The sequence below is a fragment of the Methylocella sp. genome, assembly GCA_037200525.1.
GTDB lineage: Bacteria > Pseudomonadota > Alphaproteobacteria > Rhizobiales > Beijerinckiaceae > Methylocapsa.
In genome coordinates this window covers 4535272-4554056 of the sequence record JBBCGG010000001.1, presented here as the reverse complement: position 1 = coordinate 4554056, position 18785 = coordinate 4535272, and the positions used below count along the sequence as shown (strand labels likewise).

The following is an 18785-nucleotide window of genomic DNA, read 5'->3' as shown; positions in this document are numbered from 1 at the left end:
TTTCTGACCGATCTACATCTACGATGACCATTTCTAAATCGCCACGCCGCAATTGTCCCAAAACGGTGATTTACGCCGCGATTGTCGGCAATCTTCTCGTCGCCGCGACAAAGTTCGGCGCGGCGGCGTTCACCGGCAGTTCGGCGATGCTCAGTGAAGGAGTTCACTCGCTCGTCGATACGGGAAATGAGCTCTTGCTGCTTTATGGCCTGCGTCGCGCTATGGCTCAACCCGACCTCAATCACCCCCTGGGGTATGGACGCGAACTCTATTTCTGGAGCTTCATCGTCGCTCTGCTCGTCTTTGCGCTCGGAGCGGGCGTTTCGATTTATGAAGGCGTCACCCACATCCTTGATCCGACGCCGATCGAGAACCCCCACGTGAACTACATCGTGCTCGCTCTCTCCGCGATTTTCGATGGCGCTACGTGGTGGATTGCGCTGCGCAATTTCAAGGGCAAGAAGCCTTATTCAGCCTTATTTCAAGCGGTGCGGGAGAGCAAGGATCCGCCATCGTTCATGGTGCTCTTCGAGGATAGCGCAGCACTGCTTGGTCTCCTGATCGCGTTGGTCGGCACTTATCTCTCTGTCAGCCTGAGAATGCCGGCGCTGGATGGCGTCGCCTCGATCTTGATTGGCCTCGTGCTCGCCATCACGGCGACGATTCTAGCGCGAGAAACCAAGGGCCTGCTTATTGGAGAATCAGCCGACGCCGCAATTGTCGAATCAATCCTGCGCCTCGCTGAGGAGATCGATGGGGTGATGCATGCAAATGGAGTTCTGACAATCCATCTGGCGCCGGATCAAATCGTCGCCTTCTTCAGCATCGAATTTGCCGATGAGCTGACGACGCCCATGATAGAAGGGAAGGTCTGCGAACTCGAGGATCGTCTGCGGGCGCTGCATCCTTTCGTCGTGGCTGTTTTCGTAAAGCCGCAAAGCCCTGAATCGTTCAAGAGGACTTTCACGCGTCGTTTCAACCGGCTGCCCGACCAATGAGGTCGAGCCATCATTGCCGGCCTGCGACTTCGTCAATGTGCTCCAACATGTCGGCTGGATCTTCATAGACTCGGTAAGCGCCGGCGCGCTCCAGCTCTTCCTGGCCGTAGCCGCCCGACAACAGGCCAATCCCAAGGGCGCGGGCGCGGCGACTCGCAAGCATGTCCCAAACGCTGTCACCGACCACAGTTGCTCCCTCAATCTCGACGCCGAGCCGCGAAGCGGCGGTCAGGAAGAGGTCAGGATCCGGTTTGGCGTATTTCACTTGATCGCGGGTGACGATCACCACGCGATCGAAGTCGACGCCAAGGGTCTCGAGCACGGGACGCGCGGAGTCCATGCGTCCGCTGGTCGCGATCGCCCATGGGATTGCGGCGTTCGTCAAGTAGGCGAGCAGTTCGCGGGCTCCAGGAAGAGGCTGAACAGCGGCGGATCGGCGTTTGTAGGCCTCGGCGTGAAATTTCTGCAGACGTGCGATTCGTTCGGCGCTGATTTCAAGCCCCGTTTCGCGAAGCAGCATATGCGTGAACAAGCCGCCGCTCATTCCGATCTTGCGATGGATGCGCCATATCGAAAGAGTAATTCCCTCCGCCTCGAGCGCCTCATGCCAAGCGAGAACGTGCTGATACACGCTATCAACGAGCGTGCCGTCGAGATCGAACAGAAAGGATGATTGTGAGCGCGTCATGGTCCGCCTTTATTTTGCCGGCCGGCTTTGAAAATCATAGACGATCCCGTCCCTTTCAAGAAATGGCCGCGATCGTCGGGCGCCTTTTGCCGCTCAGCCTTCATCCCAGGGAGGAGGCGAGATAGGCCTCGCGCTTTGAGATTGTCCGGTTCGAAGGCGCGGCGGCCAGGATTTGCGGCAGTCTCCCGACAGCCTGCAAGGCGCGGTCGACAAGCCTCAAATTTGATGGTGTAAGATTGCCGTGCGGCGCTCTTGGCATCGCCAGGCGCAAAATTCAAGAGGAAGCAGTGAGCAGAGATCCATACGAGGTCCTCGGCGTCCAGCGCAGCGATTCGGCCGCGGATATCCAGAAGGCGTATCGCAAGCTTGTGAAAAGCCTCCACCCCGATCTCAATCCCGGCAACCGCGAAGCCGAGGAGAAATTCAAAGAGGTCGCGTCCGCCTATGATATTTTGGGCGACGCCGCCAAACGAAAGCGCTTCGACGCTGGCGAGATCGACGCTTCCGGAGCGGAGCGTCCGCCCCAGCAATTCTATCGCAATTACGCCAACGCTGGCCCGGAGCAGAACCCTTACGCGAACGAATCGGCCTACGCAGATCTCATGGATGATGATGTTCTGGCGAGCCTGTTCCGCGGCGCGCGCAGGCGCGGACCGGCGCCCGGCAGGGATATGCATTATCGCTTGCCGATTGATTTCTTGACGGCGGTCAACGGCGGGACGAGCCGCGTCAGCCTGCCCGATGGATCGACTCTCGACGTCGCCGTGCCGGCCGGCTCGCGCGAGGGTCAGATTCTCCGCCTGCGCGGCAAAGGCGAGCCCGGCTTTGAGGGCGGCGGTCCCGGCGATGGCCTCGTCGAGCTGGAGGTGCGGCCGCACCCGTTTTTCACGCGCGAGGGCGACGACATTCATCTAACATTGCCGATCAGTCTCTCGGAGGCTGTGCTCGGCGGCGAAGTGACGGCTCCAACGCCAACGGGCTCCGTCAGCATGCGGATTCCGAAAGGCTCCAACACGGGCGCAAAGCTTCGCCTCAAAGGCAAAGGCGTCGCGCGACCCGATGGAAGCCGGGGCGACGAATATGTCACGCTCAAAGTTATGCTGCCGGAGAAGATCGATCCGGAGCTGGAGGCGTTCGCGGCTAATTGGACCGCCGGAAAAGCTCAAAATCCGCGCGCTGGCATGGAGGGGTGAATGATCGATCGGCAGCAATTCTTGATCTACGCTCGCCTTGAAACGCAGACGCTGGAAGCCTGGATCGAAGAGGAATGGTTGATCCCGCGGCGGCATGCGGCAGGCGAGGATTTCTCGGAGACGGATGTCGCGCGGGCGCATCTGATTCACGGGCTGAAGGCGGATCTTGGCGTGAATGACGAGGGAATAGGGGTTATTCTCCATTTGATCGATCAGGTCCACGGCTTGCGCCGAACTATGCGCGATCTACTGCAAAGCGCGCACAAATCAGAGTGACGGCTCCAGTAGAGGAAGCATCGTCAGAAGGTCGGCCCGCCGCGACAGCCCTCGCTCGGGCTCACGTCGTCGTTATCGGCGCCGGGCCGGCCGGACTGATGGCGGCCGAAGTCATTGCGGCCGGGGGAGCCGGCGTCACGGTGTTCGATCGGTTGGCGGCTCCTGGGCGAAAGCTTTTGCTCGCGGGCCGCGGCGGCCTCAATATCACGCACAGCGAAGACTTTGAGGTTATGCTCGCCCGCTACGGCGCCGCGACGCCGCGGCTTCGTCCAGCAAACGAGCGCCTGCCGCCCGCCGCAATCCGGGCCTGGTGCGAGGGGCTTGGCCAGACGACTTTTATCGGGTCGAGCGGCCGCGTCTTTCCGGCTGCTTTCAAGGCTTCGCCGCTTCTGCGCGCGTGGCTGCGGCGTCTTGGGTCGATGGGCGTCGCGTTAAAACTCCGCCATCGCTGGATGGGTTGGGACAAGGACGGCGCTCTTAGTTTTATCACTCCGGATGGGCCCGCCACGGTCCGCGCCGATGCGGTCGTATTGGCGTTGGGCGGTGCGAGCTGGCCGCGTCTTGGTTCCGATGGCGCATGGAGCGCTGCGATGGAGGACGCTGGAATTGGCGTCGCGCCGCTGCGGCCGGCTAATTGCGGCGTTCTGACAAATTGGTCGGACCTTTTCAAAAGCGGGTTCGAGGGCGAACCGTTGAAAGGGATCGAGCTGTCGTTTCGCGATCGGCTTGTGCGCGGCGAGGCGATCATCACGCGGACGGGATTTGAGGGGGGCGCCGTTTACGCGCTGTCCGCTCCCTTGCGCGACGCCATCGAGTCCGAGGGCGAAGCGATGTTGCGGATTGCGCTGCGCCCCGATCTATCTCTCGCCGAATTAGAGCGGCGGATCGATGGGCGATCAGCCAAGCAATCGCTGTCGACCTTCTTGCGCAAGGCTTTGAAATTGACGCCCGCCGCAATCAGTCTGTTGCATGAACTTGCAATCGCATCCGCGACGCCGCTATCCGGCATGACTGCCGCGCAATTGGCGCGGTTCATCAACGCCGCGCCGGTTCGCCTCAATGGCGTTGCGCCTATCGCTCGCGCGATCTCGACCGCGGGGGGAGTGCTGTTTGATGAAATCGATGAGAACTTCATGTTGCGCCGGCGCGAGGGCGTCTTTCTTGCCGGCGAAATGCTGGACTGGGAAGCGCCGACCGGCGGCTATCTGCTGCAAGCCACACTGGCGACGGGGGCCGCCGCCGGCGATGGCGTTTTGCAATGGCTAGGCATCGGCGCGGCCCAGCATCCCGAAAGCTAGGGAGTTTTTTGGCCCCATTCTTTTGCGCCTACGCGGAGTGCGGCCGAAGCGCCAGGCTCTCGATTCGATAGGGGTGCGCCGGATAGACGCCCAAGATCTTCAATTCTTTGCAGAAGAACGCCAGCTCCTCCAGCGCGCGGGCCAGCGCGGGGTCGTCGGGGTGGCCATCGACATCGGCCAAAAACTGCGTAGCGGTGAATTGGCCTTCGACCATATAGCTTTCGAGCTTCGTCATGTTGACGCCATTGGTCGCAAATCCCCCGAGCGCCTTGTACAGCGCAGCCGGCACGTTGCGCACCCTGAATACGAAGCTCGTGACGGTTGGTTCAGAGGAGCGTTCCGCCCAGATCGCGGTTTTGGCCAGCACGACGAAGCGCGTCGTATTATGCGGCTCGTCTTCGATATCGCGGGCCAATACGTCGAGGCCATAAATGTCGGCCGCGAGGCTTGTTGCGATCGAGGCGCGGGTCGGATCGCCCCATTCAGCGACTTCGCGGGCTGAACCGGCGGTGTCGCTGGCGACATGGGCCGAAAGATTCAGCTTGCGAATGATCTTGCGGCATTGGCCGAGCGCGTGAACATGGCTGTACACCGAGCGGATCTTATCCTGCCGCGCGCCTTTGAGGCCAAGCAATTGAAAATGGATAGGAAGAAAATATTCGCCGATGATGAAGAGGCTAGCGCTTGGCAGCAGATGGTGAATGTCGGCGACGCGGCCCGCGATGGAGTTCTCGATTGGGATCATGCCGAGTTCCGCCTCCCCCTCGGTAATGGCGGCAAGCGCGTCCTCGAAGGTATCGCACGCCAGCGGCTCCCAATCCGGATAGACATTTTTGCACGCGATATGGGAATTGGCGCCGGGCTCGCCCTGATACACGATCTTGCGGACGGTCATGTGGGTCTAAAACCTCTTGCATAAAATTGATCGGCCATCGCTATCCCATGTTCTTGAGCCGGACGGAAAGGACTTGCCGCGCATCCCTTCAAAACTTCGGCGCAAAAGCTAGCATTTGGCCCGGCTTCATCGATCATGAGATTGTACAGTAGCGCTTGAAAAGGGTAAGCTCGACCGCAAAGCGGCGAGCTGGCGTTTTGATCCGGGATTGTTTTGGATCTCTGCCATTTTAGCCTAAAATTATGGCCGGATAGGTGGAAGCGCGATCGCTTGACGAATGTGGAGGGCGGAATTGTTTTCCTTCGAATCTAACAAGATCGCCGGCGCTATTCTTGGCTCGCTTCTCTTGGCCATGGGGCTGGGAGTGATCGGGCAAATGATTTTTTCGCACCGAACGCTCGTCAAATCAGCGTATGACCTCCCCACGGTGAGCGAAACCGCAGACGCCAGCGCTGGCGCTGGCGCCGCCGCGGCGCCGGTTGCTGATCGTTTGGCGAAGGCGGATATCAAAAAAGGCGAAGTTGACACAAAAGCGTGTCAAGCCTGTCACAATTTCGAGAAGGGAGGCGGCGTGAAGGTTGGCCCCCCGCTTTACGGCGTACTCGATCGGCCGAAGGGGTCCGTAGCCGGCTTTGCCTATTCTGATGCCATGAAGGCCAAGGGCGGCGAATGGACTTTCGACGATCTTGATCACTTCCTCACCAATCCGAAAGCCTTCATAAGCGGCACGAAGATGAGTTTCGCGGGCGAGCCGGACCCGGCTAAACGGGCGGATATTATCGACTACCTCGATAGTCTGTCGGACAATCCGGTTCCGCTACCGAAGCCGTAACCGCGAGCTTGCTCGTTCAGAAGCGCTGGGTTTCCGCCCGGCGTTTTCGCGCGTATCATAGCCCGTTCGAAGACTGGCGGACGTCATTATAAAACCTACATCAAATGGTCGGTGTCTCCGACCGCACCGCGCTAAGTAGTTGTTCTGAGACAGGGTCTCGTCCTAAAGCCAGCCAATTCCCGAAGCTTTGCCAAAGAGGCGATTTTGACCGCGACGCTCCCTTCACTCCGTCCCTTTCGCTTTTCTCGCCGCTCTGTTCTGAAACTTGCCGCCGGAGGCCTGATTCTGCCGCAGTTCCTCTCCCGCCGGGCGGGGGCGGCGGTCGAAGAGATCGAGACCCATGGTCTTTCGGTGTTTGGCGATCTGGCGCAGCCCGCCGATTTTGCTCACTTTGCTTATGTGAATCCGGACGCGCCAAAGGGCGGCGAGATCGCGTTGCAGGTCAGCTCGACGTCGGGCAATCAGAACTTCACGACCTTCAATACGCTCAACACTTATATTTTAAAGGGCGACGGCGCCGCCGGCATGGGACTTATTTTCGATTCGTTGATGAGCGGCAGCGGCGATGAGCCGGACTCCCTCTATGGTCTCGTCGCCCGCGCGGTGCGGATCTCGCCCGACAAGAACGCCTATCGCTTCCTTCTGCGCAAAGAGGCGCGCTTCCACGATGGTTCGCCATTGCGTGCGCAGGATGTCGCCTTTTCGCTGAATATTCTGCGGACTAAAGGACATCCCTCCATCCGCCAGCCGCTGCGCGATATCGATGCCGTCGAGGTCGAGGCCGATGATGTGATTCTGGTGCGGTTGAAGCCCCATCACAGCCGCGAGGCCGCCTTGATCGTCGCCGGACAGCCGATTTTCAGCGCCGCCTATTATGACGCGCATCCGTTCGACGAGACGACGCTGGAGCCGCCGCTGGGCTCGGGCGCCTATAAGGTTGGGCGCTTCGATCAAGGCCATTTCATCAGCTTCGATCGCGTGCCCGATTATTGGGGCAAGGACCTGCCCGTCAATGTCGGCCAGGCGAATTTCGACCGCATCCGTTTTGAATATTTCGCCGACCGCAAAGTCGCTTTCGAGGCCTTCAAAGCTGCGATTTTCACTTTCCGCGAGGAATTCACCTCTGCCGTTTGGGCGACAGGCTATGATTTTGCAGCCGTGAAGGAAGGCCGGGTCCAGCGCGCGACGCTTCCCGACGCATCGCCGATGGGAACTCAAGGCTGGTTCTTCAACATGCGGCGGGACAAGTTCAAAGACCCCCGCGTCCGCGAGGCGATTGGCCTCGCCTTCGATTTCGAATGGACCAACGCCAATATTATGTATGGGGTCTACGCCCGTACGACATCCTTTTTCCAGAATTCGCCGATGGCCGCGCAGGGAACGCCCTCGCCGGAGGAAGCGGCGCTGCTAGAGCCTTACCGGAGCGAACTGTCGCCAGAGGTCTTTGGAGAAGTCTACACGCCGCCCGCGTCGGATGGCTCGGGGCAAGACCGCGAGCTTTTGCGCCGCGCCAACGCGCTTTTTTCGGCGGCGGGATGCAAACGGCAGGGTTCGAGCTTGATTTCGCCCGACGGCAAACCCTTCGAAATCGAATTTCTCGATTTCGACGGCGCTTTGGAGCCGCACACGGCGCCTTTCATCAAGAACCTGAAGCTGCTCGGGATCGAAGCGCGCTATCGGGTCGTGGACGCCGCCCAATACAAGCGCCGCACCGACGCCTTCGATTATGATGTCGTGACCTCCCGTTTCGGCCTTGGGCTCACGCCAGGGGAGGGCATGCGGGCGGCGTTCGGTTCGGAAGCCGCCGACATGGCGGGTTCGCGAAATGTCTCGGGCATCAAGGACAAGGTCGTCGACGCCTTGATCGAGCAGGCGCTCGTCGTCGAGACGCGCGAGCAATTGACGTTCATCTGCCGGGCGATCGACCGCATTTTGCGGGCTGGCCATTCCTGGGTTCCGATGTGGAACAAGCCCAATCATCTCGTCGCCTTCTGGGATGTCTTCAGCCGCCCGGAGCGCGGCCCGAAATATGACATCGGCGTCCTCTCCACCTGGTGGTATGATGACGCGAAAGCCAAGCGCATCAATTTTGCTGGCCGCTGACGGGGCCTGATGTTCGCCTATATCGCTCGCCGCATTCTTTTGATGATTCCGACGGTCTTCGGGATCCTTCTTATCTCTTTCGCGATCGTGCAATTTGCTCCGGGCGGCCCGGTCGAGCGCATTCTGGCGCAATTGCAGGGGGTTGATTCCGGCGCGACCGCCCATTTTGGCGGCGGCGGCGAGGCCGCTGCCGGCGGCGGCGGCGATTTCTCCTCAAAATATCGCGGCGCCCAGGGGCTCGATCCAAAGTTCATCGCCGAGCTCGAAAAGCAATTCGGCTTCGACAAGCCGGCCTATGAGCGCTTCTTCTTGATGCTCAAGAATTATTCGACCTTCCAGTTCGGGCGATCCTATTTTCGCGATGTCCCGGTGTTGCAACTGATTGCGGAGAAGCTTCCGGTTTCGATCTCGCTGGGGCTTTGGATGACGCTCCTCTCCTATGCGATTTCAATTCCGCTCGGCATCAAGAAGGCGGTGACCGACGGGTCGCGCTTTGACGTCTGGACCTCGGCGGTGGTTATCACCGGCTACGCCATCCCGAGTTTTCTATTCGCGATCCTGCTGATCGTGCTGTTTTGCGGCGGCTCATTCTGGCAGATTTTTCCGCTGCGCGGCCTCACCTCGGAGAACTGGGCGCAGCTCTCATGGCCCGGCAAAATCGGCGACTATCTCTGGCACATCGCTCTGCCGGTGACCTCGATGACGCTCGGCGCCTTTGCGACGGCGACCTTTTTGACCAAGAATTCGTTCCTCGACGAGATCCGTAAGCAATATGTGCAGACAGCGCGCATGAAGGGCCTCAGCGAAAGGCGCGTGCTTTACGGTCATGTGTTTCGCAACGCCATGATGATTGTCGTCGCCGGATTCCCGGGCGCCTTCATCGCCGCATTTCTTGGCGGCTCCCTTCTGATCGAGACGATCTTTTCGCTGGACGGTCTTGGCCTCCTGTCTTTCGAATCGATCGTCAACCGCGATTATCCTGTTGTTTTCGCTAACCTTTATATTCTCTCGCTGCTCGGCCTCGTGGTCAACCTCCTGTCAGATCTGACCTATATGTGGATCGATCCGCGCATCGATTTCTTAACGCGGGAGGTCTAGGCCGTGAGCGCACCCGCGATCGAGGGCGATCTCGCGACGGCTCCCAGCGCGGAGCGCGAGTGGTTCCGCTTGAGCCCGATCAATCAGCGCCGGCTGGCCAATTTCAAAAGCCATCGGCGCGGCTATTGGTCGTTCTGGATTTTTATGGTCCTGTTTATTCTATCACTTTTCGCGGAAGTCATCGCCAATGACCGGCCCATTCTCGTCGTCTACAAAGGCGAGGTTCTTTTGCCGATTCTCCATGATTATCCGGAGGAAAAATTCGGCGGCTTTCTGGCGCGGACCGATTATCGCGATGAGGTCATCGCCAAGGAAATCGACGCCAATGGCTTCATAATTTGGCCCCCGATTCGCTATTCCTACCGCACCATCAACCGCCAACTGCCAACGCCGGCGCCATCGCCGCCGACATGGATGCTGAGCAAAGCCCAGTGCGAGGCGGCCGCGAAGCGATTCAACAAATCCGATCCGGGCGGGGGCTGCGGTGCAATCGAGTGGAATTGGCTCGGCACAGACGACCAGGGCCGCGATGTTCTCGCCCGGTTGATCTATGGCTTCCGGCTTTCGTTGCTGTTCGGCCTGACCTTGGCGGGCGTTTCTTCGGTCATCGGCATCGCCGCCGGCGCGGTGCAAGGCTATTTCGGCGGCTGGACCGATCTCGTGTTTCAGCGCTTCATCGAAATCTGGTCTTCTCTGCCGCATCTTTATCTATTGATCATCATGTCCTCGATCATCACGCCGAGCTTCTTTGTGCTGCTTGGCATATTGCTGCTGTTTTCCTGGGTTTCGCTGGTGCATGTCGTGCGGGCCGAATGCCTGCGCACGCGCAATTTCGAATATGTCAACGCGGCGAGGGCGCTTGGGCTCGGCAATGCCGCGATCATCCTCAAGCATGTCCTACCTAACGCGACTGTCGCGACGCTGACCTTCTTGCCGTTCGTGCTCAACGGCTCGATCACGACCTTGACGGCGCTGGATTTTCTCGGCTTTGGCTTGCCGCCTGGCTCGCCTTCGCTCGGCGAACTTCTCCTACAGGGAAAGTCGAATCTGCAGGCCCCGTGGCTCGGCTTGACGGGCTTCATCATCATTGCGGCCATGCTCTCGCTGTTGGTCTTCATCGGGGAGGCGGTGCGCGACGCTTTCGATCCCAGAAAGACGCTGCGGTAGGGGTATGGTATTAGCTTGAATGAGGACGCCGCCAGTGCCTGAGCCATCCCTCCTCGACGTTCGCGATCTTATCGTTTCCTTTCGTCACGGCGACGATGAGGCGCCTGCGGTGGCCGGCGTGTCGTTCACGCTTGAGCGGGGCCGCACCTTGGCGCTTGTCGGCGAGTCGGGTTCCGGCAAATCCGTGACTGCGCTCTCGATCGTGCGCCTGCTTCCCCCAGGGATTTCTCCGCGCGGGCAGGCGCTGTTCAACGGCGAGGATCTCCTGACTTGCAGCGAGGCGCGCCTGCGCGCCATACGCGGCGCCAAGATCACCATGGTCTTTCAGGAGCCGATGACCTCGCTCAATCCCTTGCACACGATTCAGCGCCAGATCGGCGAAATTCTTGAACTGCATGGCGCGCGGGGCGCGGATAGAATCCGCGCGCGGGTCATCGAGCTTCTGGAGGAGGTCGGAATCCCCGATTCCGGCGAACGGCTCGGCGCTTTCCCGCACCAATTGTCAGGCGGCCAGCGGCAACGCGTGATGATCGCCATGGCGCTCGCCAACCGGCCCGATCTTTTCATCGCCGATGAACCGACGACCGCGCTCGACGTCACCGTGCAGGCGCAGATTCTCGATCTTCTGAAGCAATTGCAGGCCCGCCACGGCATGGCGATGCTGTTCATCACGCATGATCTCAGCATCGTTCGCAAAATCGCCGATGATGTGGCGGTGATGCAGAAGGGCAAAATCGTGGAGGCCGGCGATGTCGTGAAGGTTTTTGCCGCGCCGCGCCATCCCTATACTCAGGCGCTGATCGCCGCCGAGCCCAAGGGACTGCCGCCGACAGTCAACGCCGCGGCAAAACCCATTCTGAGCGCGGAAGACATTCGGGTCTGGTTTCCGATCAAGCGAGGTTTTTTTCGCAAGACCATAGGCTTCGTCAAGGCCGTGGACGGCGTCGCGCTGACGGTCCGTGAAGGCGAGACGATCGGCGTCGTCGGAGAGTCCGGCTCCGGGAAAACTACGCTCGGGCTGGCGCTGCTGCGGCTGATTTCCTCAAAGGGGCCGATCGTCTTTCTCGGCCAGCGGATCGACGGGCTGCGCTTCAAAGCGCTGCGACCGCTCCGGCGCGACATGCAGATCGTGTTTCAGGACCCCTTTGGCTCGCTGTCGCCGCGGCTTTCGGTGGCCGATATTGTCGCCGAAGGGCTTGGCGTACAGAACAAAGCTCTGTCTTCGGGGCAAAAACGCGCCATCGTCGCGCAGGCCTTGCGCGACACCGGCCTCGATCCCGCTGTGATGGACCGCTACCCGCACGAATTTTCCGGCGGCCAGAGGCAGCGGATCGCCATCGCGCGGGCGATCGTTCTCGAACCCAAATTCATAGTCCTCGACGAGCCGACCTCAGCGCTCGACATGTCGGTGCAGGCGCAAATCGTCGATCTGCTGCGCGATCTACAAAAACGTCGCGGCTTGGCCTATCTCTTCATCAGTCACGACCTCAGAGTGGTTCGCGCCTTAGCTAGCGAGATCATCGTGATGCGGCATGGCAAAGTCGTCGAGGCGGGGCCTGCAGCCGAGCTTTTGAACCAGCCGAAGACCGCCTATACGCGCGCGCTGTTTTCCGCGGCTTTCGACATCAAGGTGGAGGCCGGCGCGGTCTGAGCGTAAGCTAAGAGATTGGCTCGAGCCTCACCTTTGCCATTGTTTATCCTTAATAATGATAAGAACGCGTAGTTAATAGAGTAGGTGTCCGACGCAATGCAACGATTTCGTGGCCCCGGCGTTGCTACGGCGAAGATCTGTCTAGAACAGGGAGATGATCGCGCCCATGGTTAGTCTCGAGCTCCTCTACAAACCCGTCTCTGTAAGTTGCAGTGGGGAAGAAGCTAGACTAGTTATTGTATCCAACCGCGTGCCGATGCCCGTGTCTTCAGGAGCGCCTGCAGCTGGCGGGCTCGCGGTGGCTCTCCAGGCCGCGTTGCGTTCGCGCGGAGGCATCTGGTTCGGCTGGTCAGGTAAAATCTCGCCGGATGTCGAGCCGCCCGAGCATATTCAGGCTTTCGGGCCGATTACTTTTGCCGTCTCAGATCTCAATCGCCGCGATATAGAGGAATATTATCACGGCTTCGCCAATCGAGCGCTTTGGCCGATTTGCCACTATCGCCTCGATCTCGCTAATCTCTCGGAGCGAGACGCAGCGGGTTATTTTCGCGTAAACGAATTTTTCGCCCGTCGACTGGCGAAGATGTTGCGGCCGGACGACATCGTCTGGGTGCATGATTACCATTTCATCCCGATGGCGAGCTTTCTGCGACAGATGGGCTGCGCCAACCGGATTGGCTATTTCCATCATATTCCCTGGCCTGGGCCAGACATCGCCTCCGCTATTCCCAATTACATTCGCATTCTGCGGTCGTTCAGCGCTTATGACGTCGTCGGCTTTCAGACTCCTTCAGATGGGGATAATTTCCGCGATTGCCTCGTTCAAGCCGCCACGGGACGGATTTGCGAGGAGAATTGGTGCGAGGTCGACGGCCGTAGATTCCAGGTCGATGCGTTTCCGATCAGCATCGACGCCGATGCTTTCGCTCTCGAAGCGCGTCACGCCGAAAAGAACACCGTGGCTAAACGAATGCTCGCAAGCCTCAACGGCCGCGACATGATCATCGGCGTCGATCGGCTCGATTATTCGAAGGGCATAAAAAACCGCATTGATGCCTTTTCCACATTTCTCGAACGTTCGCCGCAAGCGACAAAGTCGCGCGTGACGCTATTGCAGATCACGCCGAAATCTCGCTCGGAGGTTCCAGAATACGCGAAGATTCAGTGCGAGGTCGCCGAACAGGTAGGCCAAGTCAACGGCAGATTAGGCGATGTCGATTGGACGCCGGTGCGCTACGTCAATAAGGCGATGAGCCAGCCGGCTCTCGCAGGTCTCTATCGCATGGCTCGCGTCGGGCTCGTAACCCCGTTGCGGGACGGCATGAACCTGGTTGCAAAGGAATATGTCGCCGCGCAACGACCAGAAAATCCGGGAGTGCTGATCTTATCGCAATTCGCCGGAGCCGCGCAGGAGTTAAAGAGCGCCCTGATTGTTAATCCTTATGACATTGAGGCGACCGCCGCCGCCATCGACCGCGCGCTCGACATGTCTCTCGAGGAGCGCAAAGACCGTTGGAATGACATGATCGCGGCGCTGCGCGCTAACAGCATCGATAATTGGACAAACCGATTTCTTCAGATGTTGAACGGCGAGAGCGAAGGCGTTGAGCTTGAGCGTTCGATGCATCCAGCTGGCGCGGTCATCAAATCCGGCGTCATCGCAAAAGCAGAGCCCTGGCTAGCTGCAGCGCCGATTTGGACCAGCTTGGGATATTGAATTTCACAGGGGCGTGATCGGTTCGGCTTGAATCGATTATGCTCTGACCCCAAGAAATCTCCCAAAATTGAATGTTTCCTAAGCAGGCTTGCGCGTATATTGAGCAGGGCTGTAAAGTTGGACGCGGGTATCGCTTCGGATGGTCGTGCAAGACAAGCGACAACTTCGCATTACGCTGGAAAATAACGCGCGGTGGTTGGCGTTTCCATTCTATGACCGTTCATTCATCACTTTAGCTCGCTTCGATCTGAGCAAATTGCATCTTTGACGCTTGCCGGGCATTTGAGCGGAAAGGGCGAAAGAGCTAGACCTGCGCAATTGGGTCAGTACGGATCAGCCCGCCGCCGGTTCCCTGGAAAGTTCCATCATGATCGACCGCAATGACGTGCGTTGGTATCGCGACGCTATCATTTACCAACTGCATTTAAAGTCGTTCTACGATTGCGATAATGACGGCATCGGCGATTTTCGCGGCCTCACGCTAAAGCTCGATTATGTCAAGGAGCTTGGAGCCACCGCGATCTGGGTGATGCCTTTCTATCCGTCGCCGTTGCGCGATGACGGTTACGACATCTCCAACTATCGCGACATCAATCCAGCCTATGGTTCGCTGCGCGATTTCAAGCATTTCGTGCGCGAGGCGCATGAGCGCGGCCTGCGCGTCATCACCGAACTCGTCATCAATCACACCTCGGATCAGCACCCTTGGTTCCAGCGCGCGCGCGCTGCAAAACCGGGCTCGGCGGCCCGCAATTTTTATGTCTGGTCCGACAGTGATCAAGGCTATGGGGATGCGCCGATCATTTTCCTCGACACGGAGAAATCGAACTGGACCTATGACAACGAAGCCAAAGCCTTTTACTGGCATCGTTTCTACGCCCACCAGCCAGACCTCAACTTCGACAATCCCCGCGTCGTCGAAGCAGTGCTTGACGTCATGCGTTTCTGGCTCGACATGGGCGTCGACGGACTGCGGCTCGATGCTATCCCATATCTGATCGAGCGCGAGGGCACGGCCTGCGAAAACCTTGCCGAGACCCACGCGATCATCAAGAAAATCCGCGCGGCGGTCGACGCCGACTATCCAGATCGAATGCTGCTCGCCGAAGCCAATGTCTGGCCGGAAGAGGCGGCGCGCTATTTCGGAGAGGGCGATGAATGCCACATGGCGTTCCATTTTCCTCTTATGCCGCGCATTTATATGGCGCTGGCGCAGGAGGATCGCCACCCGATCACAGACATCATGCGCCAGACGCCAGAGATTCCCGATGGCAGCCAATGGGCGATTTTTCTGCGCAACCATGACGAGATGACGCTCGCGATGGTATCCGATAAGGAGCGCGATTACCTTTGGTCGTTCTACGCCGCCGATCGGCGGGCGCGGATCAACCTTGGCATCCGCCGCCGTCTCGCGCCGCTGCTCGAAAACGACCGGCGCAAAATCGAGCTCCTGAACTCGCTGCTGTTTTCCATGCCTGGGACGCCGGTCGTTTACTACGGCGACGAGATCGGCATGGGCGACAATATATATCTTGGCGATCGCGACGGCGTGCGCACGCCCATGCAATGGTCGGTTGACCGCAATGGCGGCTTCAGCCGCGCCGATCCGGCGAAGCTTTTCCTGCCGGCGATCCAGGACCCGGTCTACGGCTTCAGCGCCGTCAATGTCGAGGCTCAACTCGCCAGCCCATCGAGCCTACTAACCTGGATGCGGCGCATGATCGCCGTGCGCCGATCGCATCTCGCGTTTGGACGCGGCGGCCTCCGCTTTCTTTATCCTTCGAACCGAAAGGTCTTGGCGTATTTGCGCGAGACCGAGTCGGAGCGCATCCTTTGCGTCGTCAATGTGTCGCGGGCGCCCCAAGCGGTCGAACTCGACCTCGGCGAGTTCAAAGACGCCGTTCCGGTGGAGCTGACCGCGGGCAGCCTGTTTCCCCCCATCGGCGCGCTGCCCTATCTTTTGACTTTGCCCGCCTATGGTTTCTTCTGGTTCAGGCTGGAAACAGTCGATGTCGACAATCAAGGCCCGCAGTTTGTGCCGGAGCTGTTCACTCTCGTCGCCACCGGCAAGCTCGAAACCATTTTGTCGGGACGCGAGCTGACTGCCTTCGAGAGAAACATCGCGCCGCGATTTCTGACCTCGCGACGCTGGTTCCACGCCCAGGGAACGCCCATCCACAGCGTGTCGGTGAAAGATTTCGCCGTGCTTCGCGACGGCCAGAGCGGCCGATTCGTTCTGCCGATGCTCGAGGTCAATCTCGCCGGAGGCCGAGTCGAAACTTACTTCACGCCTTTTGCAGCCGAGCACGAGCGCGAGGGGCCGCCGGCAGTTGCTGTCGCCGTGGCGACGCTGCGCCGCGCCGCGCAGATGGGCGTGCTTTATGACGTCGACGGATGCCCGCCGTTTGGCGCCGCCATGCTCGCGGCTCTTCGGCGCGGCCTTCAGATTGAAAGCGCCCAAGGCGGCAGAATTGTTTTTGCGCCTGCGCTCCGGCTGGAAGACGAGCCGGAAATCGACTCCGCCGATGTGCATCCACTCGAGGTCGAACAGCGCAATTCGACGATCGTTCTCGGCAGCCGCATGGCGCTTAAGATCTATCGCCGTTTGCAGGCTGGCGAGCATCCGGAAGTCGAGATCAAGCGGTTTCTGACCGAGGCAGCGCAATTCGCCAATACGCCGCCCTTGCTCGGCGTTGTGGAGCATATCGACGCCGGAGGAAGTCGCGCGACGCTGGCGGTGCTGCAGACTTTCGTGCGTTGTCAGGGCGACGCCTGGACCTGGACGCTGGAAGCCTTGAAGCGCACTCTCGAGGCGCTGGCGATGACGCCCGCTGAGACGGATCATACGGCCCCCGCAAGTTTCTCGACATATGTGCCGCATATGCAGAGGCTGGGGCTGCGCACGGCGCAAATGCATCAGGCGCTGGCGACCCCGACGGATGACGCCGCCTTCCAGGCGGAGACCTTAACCCTTGCAGATATGCGGCAGAGCGTCGCGGAAACCGAAGACGCTGCGGAACGCGCTTTTGCGCGGCTGCTCGCCGTCGCGGAGACGGCGGGCGATGAAGCGCGAGCGGGGATCAACCGGCTGCTTGCTCGGCGCGGCGAATGTTTCCATTTGATTCGCAGCCTGGCGCAGGAGCCGGAGGGCGCGATCAAAATCCGCATTCATGGCGATTATCATCTTGGCCGAGCGCTCGTCGTCAAGGATGACGTCATTATTGTCGGCTTTGAAGGCGGCCCAGCCGATTCGTTCGAGCAAATGCGCAGCAAAACCTCGCCTTTGCGCGATGTTGCGAGTATGCTGCGGTCTTTCGCTTACGTTGTCGCCGCAGCTAAACGGGGCATAGCGAAACTGGTGCCGGACCCTTTGATGGCGGCGACCAGATTGAGCGAGCAGCTTATTGAGTTTTCAGAGATTTTTATTGAGGCCTATATGGAGGCGACGCGGGGTAGCTCGATCTGGATCGAGGACGAGGCGACGCGGCGGCGGCTGCTCCGCCTCTACCTGCTCGCCAAGGCGTTCCAGGAAATCAACTGCGAGGCGAGCCGCCAGCCGGACTGGATCGAAATTCCGGTGGAATGCATCAACGGTGTTTTGGATCGCGCGGCGAAGAGCAGGCAGGAGGCCGGCGAAGCGTGAGCGCTGCGCTGCGGCGAAGCGCTTATCGCGCCTTCGGCGTTGACGGGCCGCAACGTTCATGATTATAAGCACTGCTTACCGGCCACCTGCTGCTCGCCTTTTTCGGCGACGTTGCTGTTAGTTGGCCCCGTCCAGGAAATTTTTAATGGCGAATACACTTTCGGCCAAGAAGGCCGTCCGTCAGATCGAGCGTCGCACTGAGATCAACAAATCGCGCCGCAGCCAGATGCGCACTTACGTGCGTAAGGTTGAAGAGGCGATTGCATCGGGCGATGCGCAGGCGGCGTTCACAGCTCTGCGCGCCGCTGAGCCGCTCGTAATGCGTGCAGCTCAAAAAGGAATCGTCCATAAGAATACTGCGTCGAGGAAAGTCTCGCGGCTGACTGCGCGCGTCAATGCTTTGGGAAAATAAAAATCCCGCTTGACGAATGCGTTTCCTATTTATGTAGAAGCCCAGCGTAAGCTGGGCTTCTACTTTTTAGTGACCAATCAAAACGCTATGCGCTCGACAAGTTGCCTGCACGACATTGATTTTCCGCCGCACATCTATTTTCCATGCATTCCAATAGCTTGCGGCTAAAGGCCGGACTTTTGACCCGGACGGGGCATGGCGCGGGAGTATTCCTCGTAATTCACGACAGTTTTTTGACTCTTTGTTGATGGTCGCGACGTTAAGGTTCGATCTCTTTGCTGAGCGATGGACCGACGCAGAATCAGGCCTTTAGTTGAACCAAAATGCCGGCATCGTGAAAGACCGGCGCAAACGGGCGGCGCTGACACAAATTTTTTTGGCGAACGACGCCTTGCGGAGCCTCTAGCCTATGCTAAGGTCTTACTGCGGTGGGGACGCACCAGCCCAAGAGCTGAATGCATATCCCCGATGCGTTCTCCGGCTTGTTCTTTTGCAGGGCGCGTGGAAGCGTAGGGGTTTCTTATGCTGAATTGGGTTATACATCGTTGTATAAGGTCACATGCGCGCTTCGCTCAGAAAGACTTTGCTATTTTAAGACCGGAGACCTCGGCATCGGGTTTTTTCTGGAGTTAGTCTGAAAGTTTATTTTGGTTTCGGAAGTAAAAGTGCGCTATATACGTTACGACGCGAGGGGGGTTACGTGGTCGTGAATCTGCTTCTCCAACATCAGCTTCAGCCCTTGTGTCGATCGCTAGACTCGCAGTCCAGCCTTGATAAAAAAGCGCTCAGGACTCCAACGCGGCGTCGCCGTCGG

The 18785-nt window shown here is 59.2% G+C and carries 14 protein-coding genes; 12 read left to right on the top strand and 2 right to left on the bottom strand.

Annotation, left to right across the window (positions count from 1 at the left end; genetic code table 11):
* The first annotated feature begins 23 nt into the window (after positions 1–23).
* A complete protein-coding gene (locus WDN46_22390; protein ID MEJ0096058.1) occupies positions 24–998 on the top strand; it encodes a cation diffusion facilitator family transporter in 975 nt (324 codons plus the stop codon).
* 10 nt (positions 999–1008) lie between these two features.
* Here WDN46_22390 and WDN46_22385 read toward each other — a convergent pair whose 3' ends face one another.
* Positions 1009–1686: an HAD family hydrolase gene (locus tag WDN46_22385; GenBank protein ID MEJ0096057.1), complete on the bottom strand. Its 678-nt coding sequence runs from the start codon at positions 1684–1686 to the stop codon at positions 1009–1011.
* A 287-nt stretch (positions 1687–1973) separates the two neighbouring features.
* Here WDN46_22385 and WDN46_22380 point away from each other — a divergent pair, with 287 nt between their 5' ends.
* From WDN46_22380 to WDN46_22370, 3 genes are read left to right on the top strand one after another with little or no spacing between them, the layout of a single operon-like run.
* The gene (locus WDN46_22380) at positions 1974–2879 is read left to right on the top strand and encodes a J domain-containing protein (GenBank protein ID MEJ0096056.1); all 906 of its coding nucleotides are present in this window, start codon (positions 1974–1976) and stop codon (positions 2877–2879) included.
* Positions 2880–3155, top strand: coding sequence for a chaperone modulator CbpM (locus tag WDN46_22375; protein ID MEJ0096055.1), 276 nt, complete (start codon positions 2880–2882; stop codon positions 3153–3155). It abuts the gene before it with no gap.
* On the top strand, positions 3152–4453 hold the full coding sequence (locus tag WDN46_22370) for a TIGR03862 family flavoprotein (protein ID MEJ0096054.1): 1302 nt from the start codon (positions 3152–3154) through the stop codon (positions 4451–4453). The genes WDN46_22375 and WDN46_22370 overlap by 4 nt, the downstream gene beginning before the upstream one ends.
* 28 nt (positions 4454–4481) lie before the next feature.
* Here WDN46_22370 and WDN46_22365 read toward each other — a convergent pair whose 3' ends face one another.
* A complete protein-coding gene (locus tag WDN46_22365) occupies positions 4482–5348 on the bottom strand; it encodes a prephenate dehydratase (GenBank protein ID MEJ0096053.1) in 867 nt (288 codons plus the stop codon).
* Between the two features lie 277 nt (positions 5349–5625).
* Between WDN46_22365 and WDN46_22360 the strand changes: the two genes are divergently transcribed.
* The 8 genes from WDN46_22360 to rpsT all read left to right on the top strand — a co-directional run bounded on the left by WDN46_22360 (position 5626) and on the right by rpsT (position 17971).
* On the top strand, positions 5626–6180 hold the full coding sequence (locus tag WDN46_22360) for a cytochrome c family protein (GenBank protein ID MEJ0096052.1): 555 nt from the start codon (positions 5626–5628) through the stop codon (positions 6178–6180).
* Positions 6181–6384: 204 nt separating this feature from the next.
* Positions 6385–8283, top strand: coding sequence for an extracellular solute-binding protein (locus WDN46_22355; protein ID MEJ0096051.1), 1899 nt, complete (start codon positions 6385–6387; stop codon positions 8281–8283).
* Between the two features lie 9 nt (positions 8284–8292).
* Positions 8293–9381 (top strand): microcin C ABC transporter permease YejB, encoded by a 1089-nt coding sequence (locus WDN46_22350; GenBank protein ID MEJ0096050.1) that lies wholly within the window; start codon positions 8293–8295, stop codon positions 9379–9381.
* Between the two features lie 18 nt (positions 9382–9399).
* Positions 9400–10548 carry an ABC transporter permease gene (locus tag WDN46_22345; GenBank protein ID MEJ0096049.1) on the top strand — a complete coding sequence of 383 codons (1149 nt, stop codon included), beginning with the start codon at positions 9400–9402 and terminating at the stop codon, positions 10546–10548.
* A gap of 34 nt (positions 10549–10582) precedes the next feature.
* On the top strand, positions 10583–12199 hold the full coding sequence (locus WDN46_22340) for an ABC transporter ATP-binding protein (protein MEJ0096048.1): 1617 nt from the start codon (positions 10583–10585) through the stop codon (positions 12197–12199).
* Between the two features lie 166 nt (positions 12200–12365).
* Positions 12366–13916, top strand: a complete 1551-nt coding sequence (gene otsA / locus WDN46_22335; protein ID MEJ0096047.1) for an alpha,alpha-trehalose-phosphate synthase (UDP-forming) — start codon at positions 12366–12368, stop codon at positions 13914–13916.
* A gap of 367 nt (positions 13917–14283) precedes the next feature.
* Complete coding sequence (treS, locus tag WDN46_22330; GenBank protein MEJ0096046.1) at positions 14284–17559, top strand: maltose alpha-D-glucosyltransferase; 3276 nt, start codon at positions 14284–14286, stop codon at positions 17557–17559.
* Positions 17560–17704: 145 nt separating this feature from the next.
* Complete coding sequence (gene rpsT, locus WDN46_22325; GenBank protein ID MEJ0096045.1) at positions 17705–17971, top strand: 30S ribosomal protein S20; 267 nt, start codon at positions 17705–17707, stop codon at positions 17969–17971.
* The last annotated feature ends 814 nt before the right edge of the window (positions 17972–18785 follow it).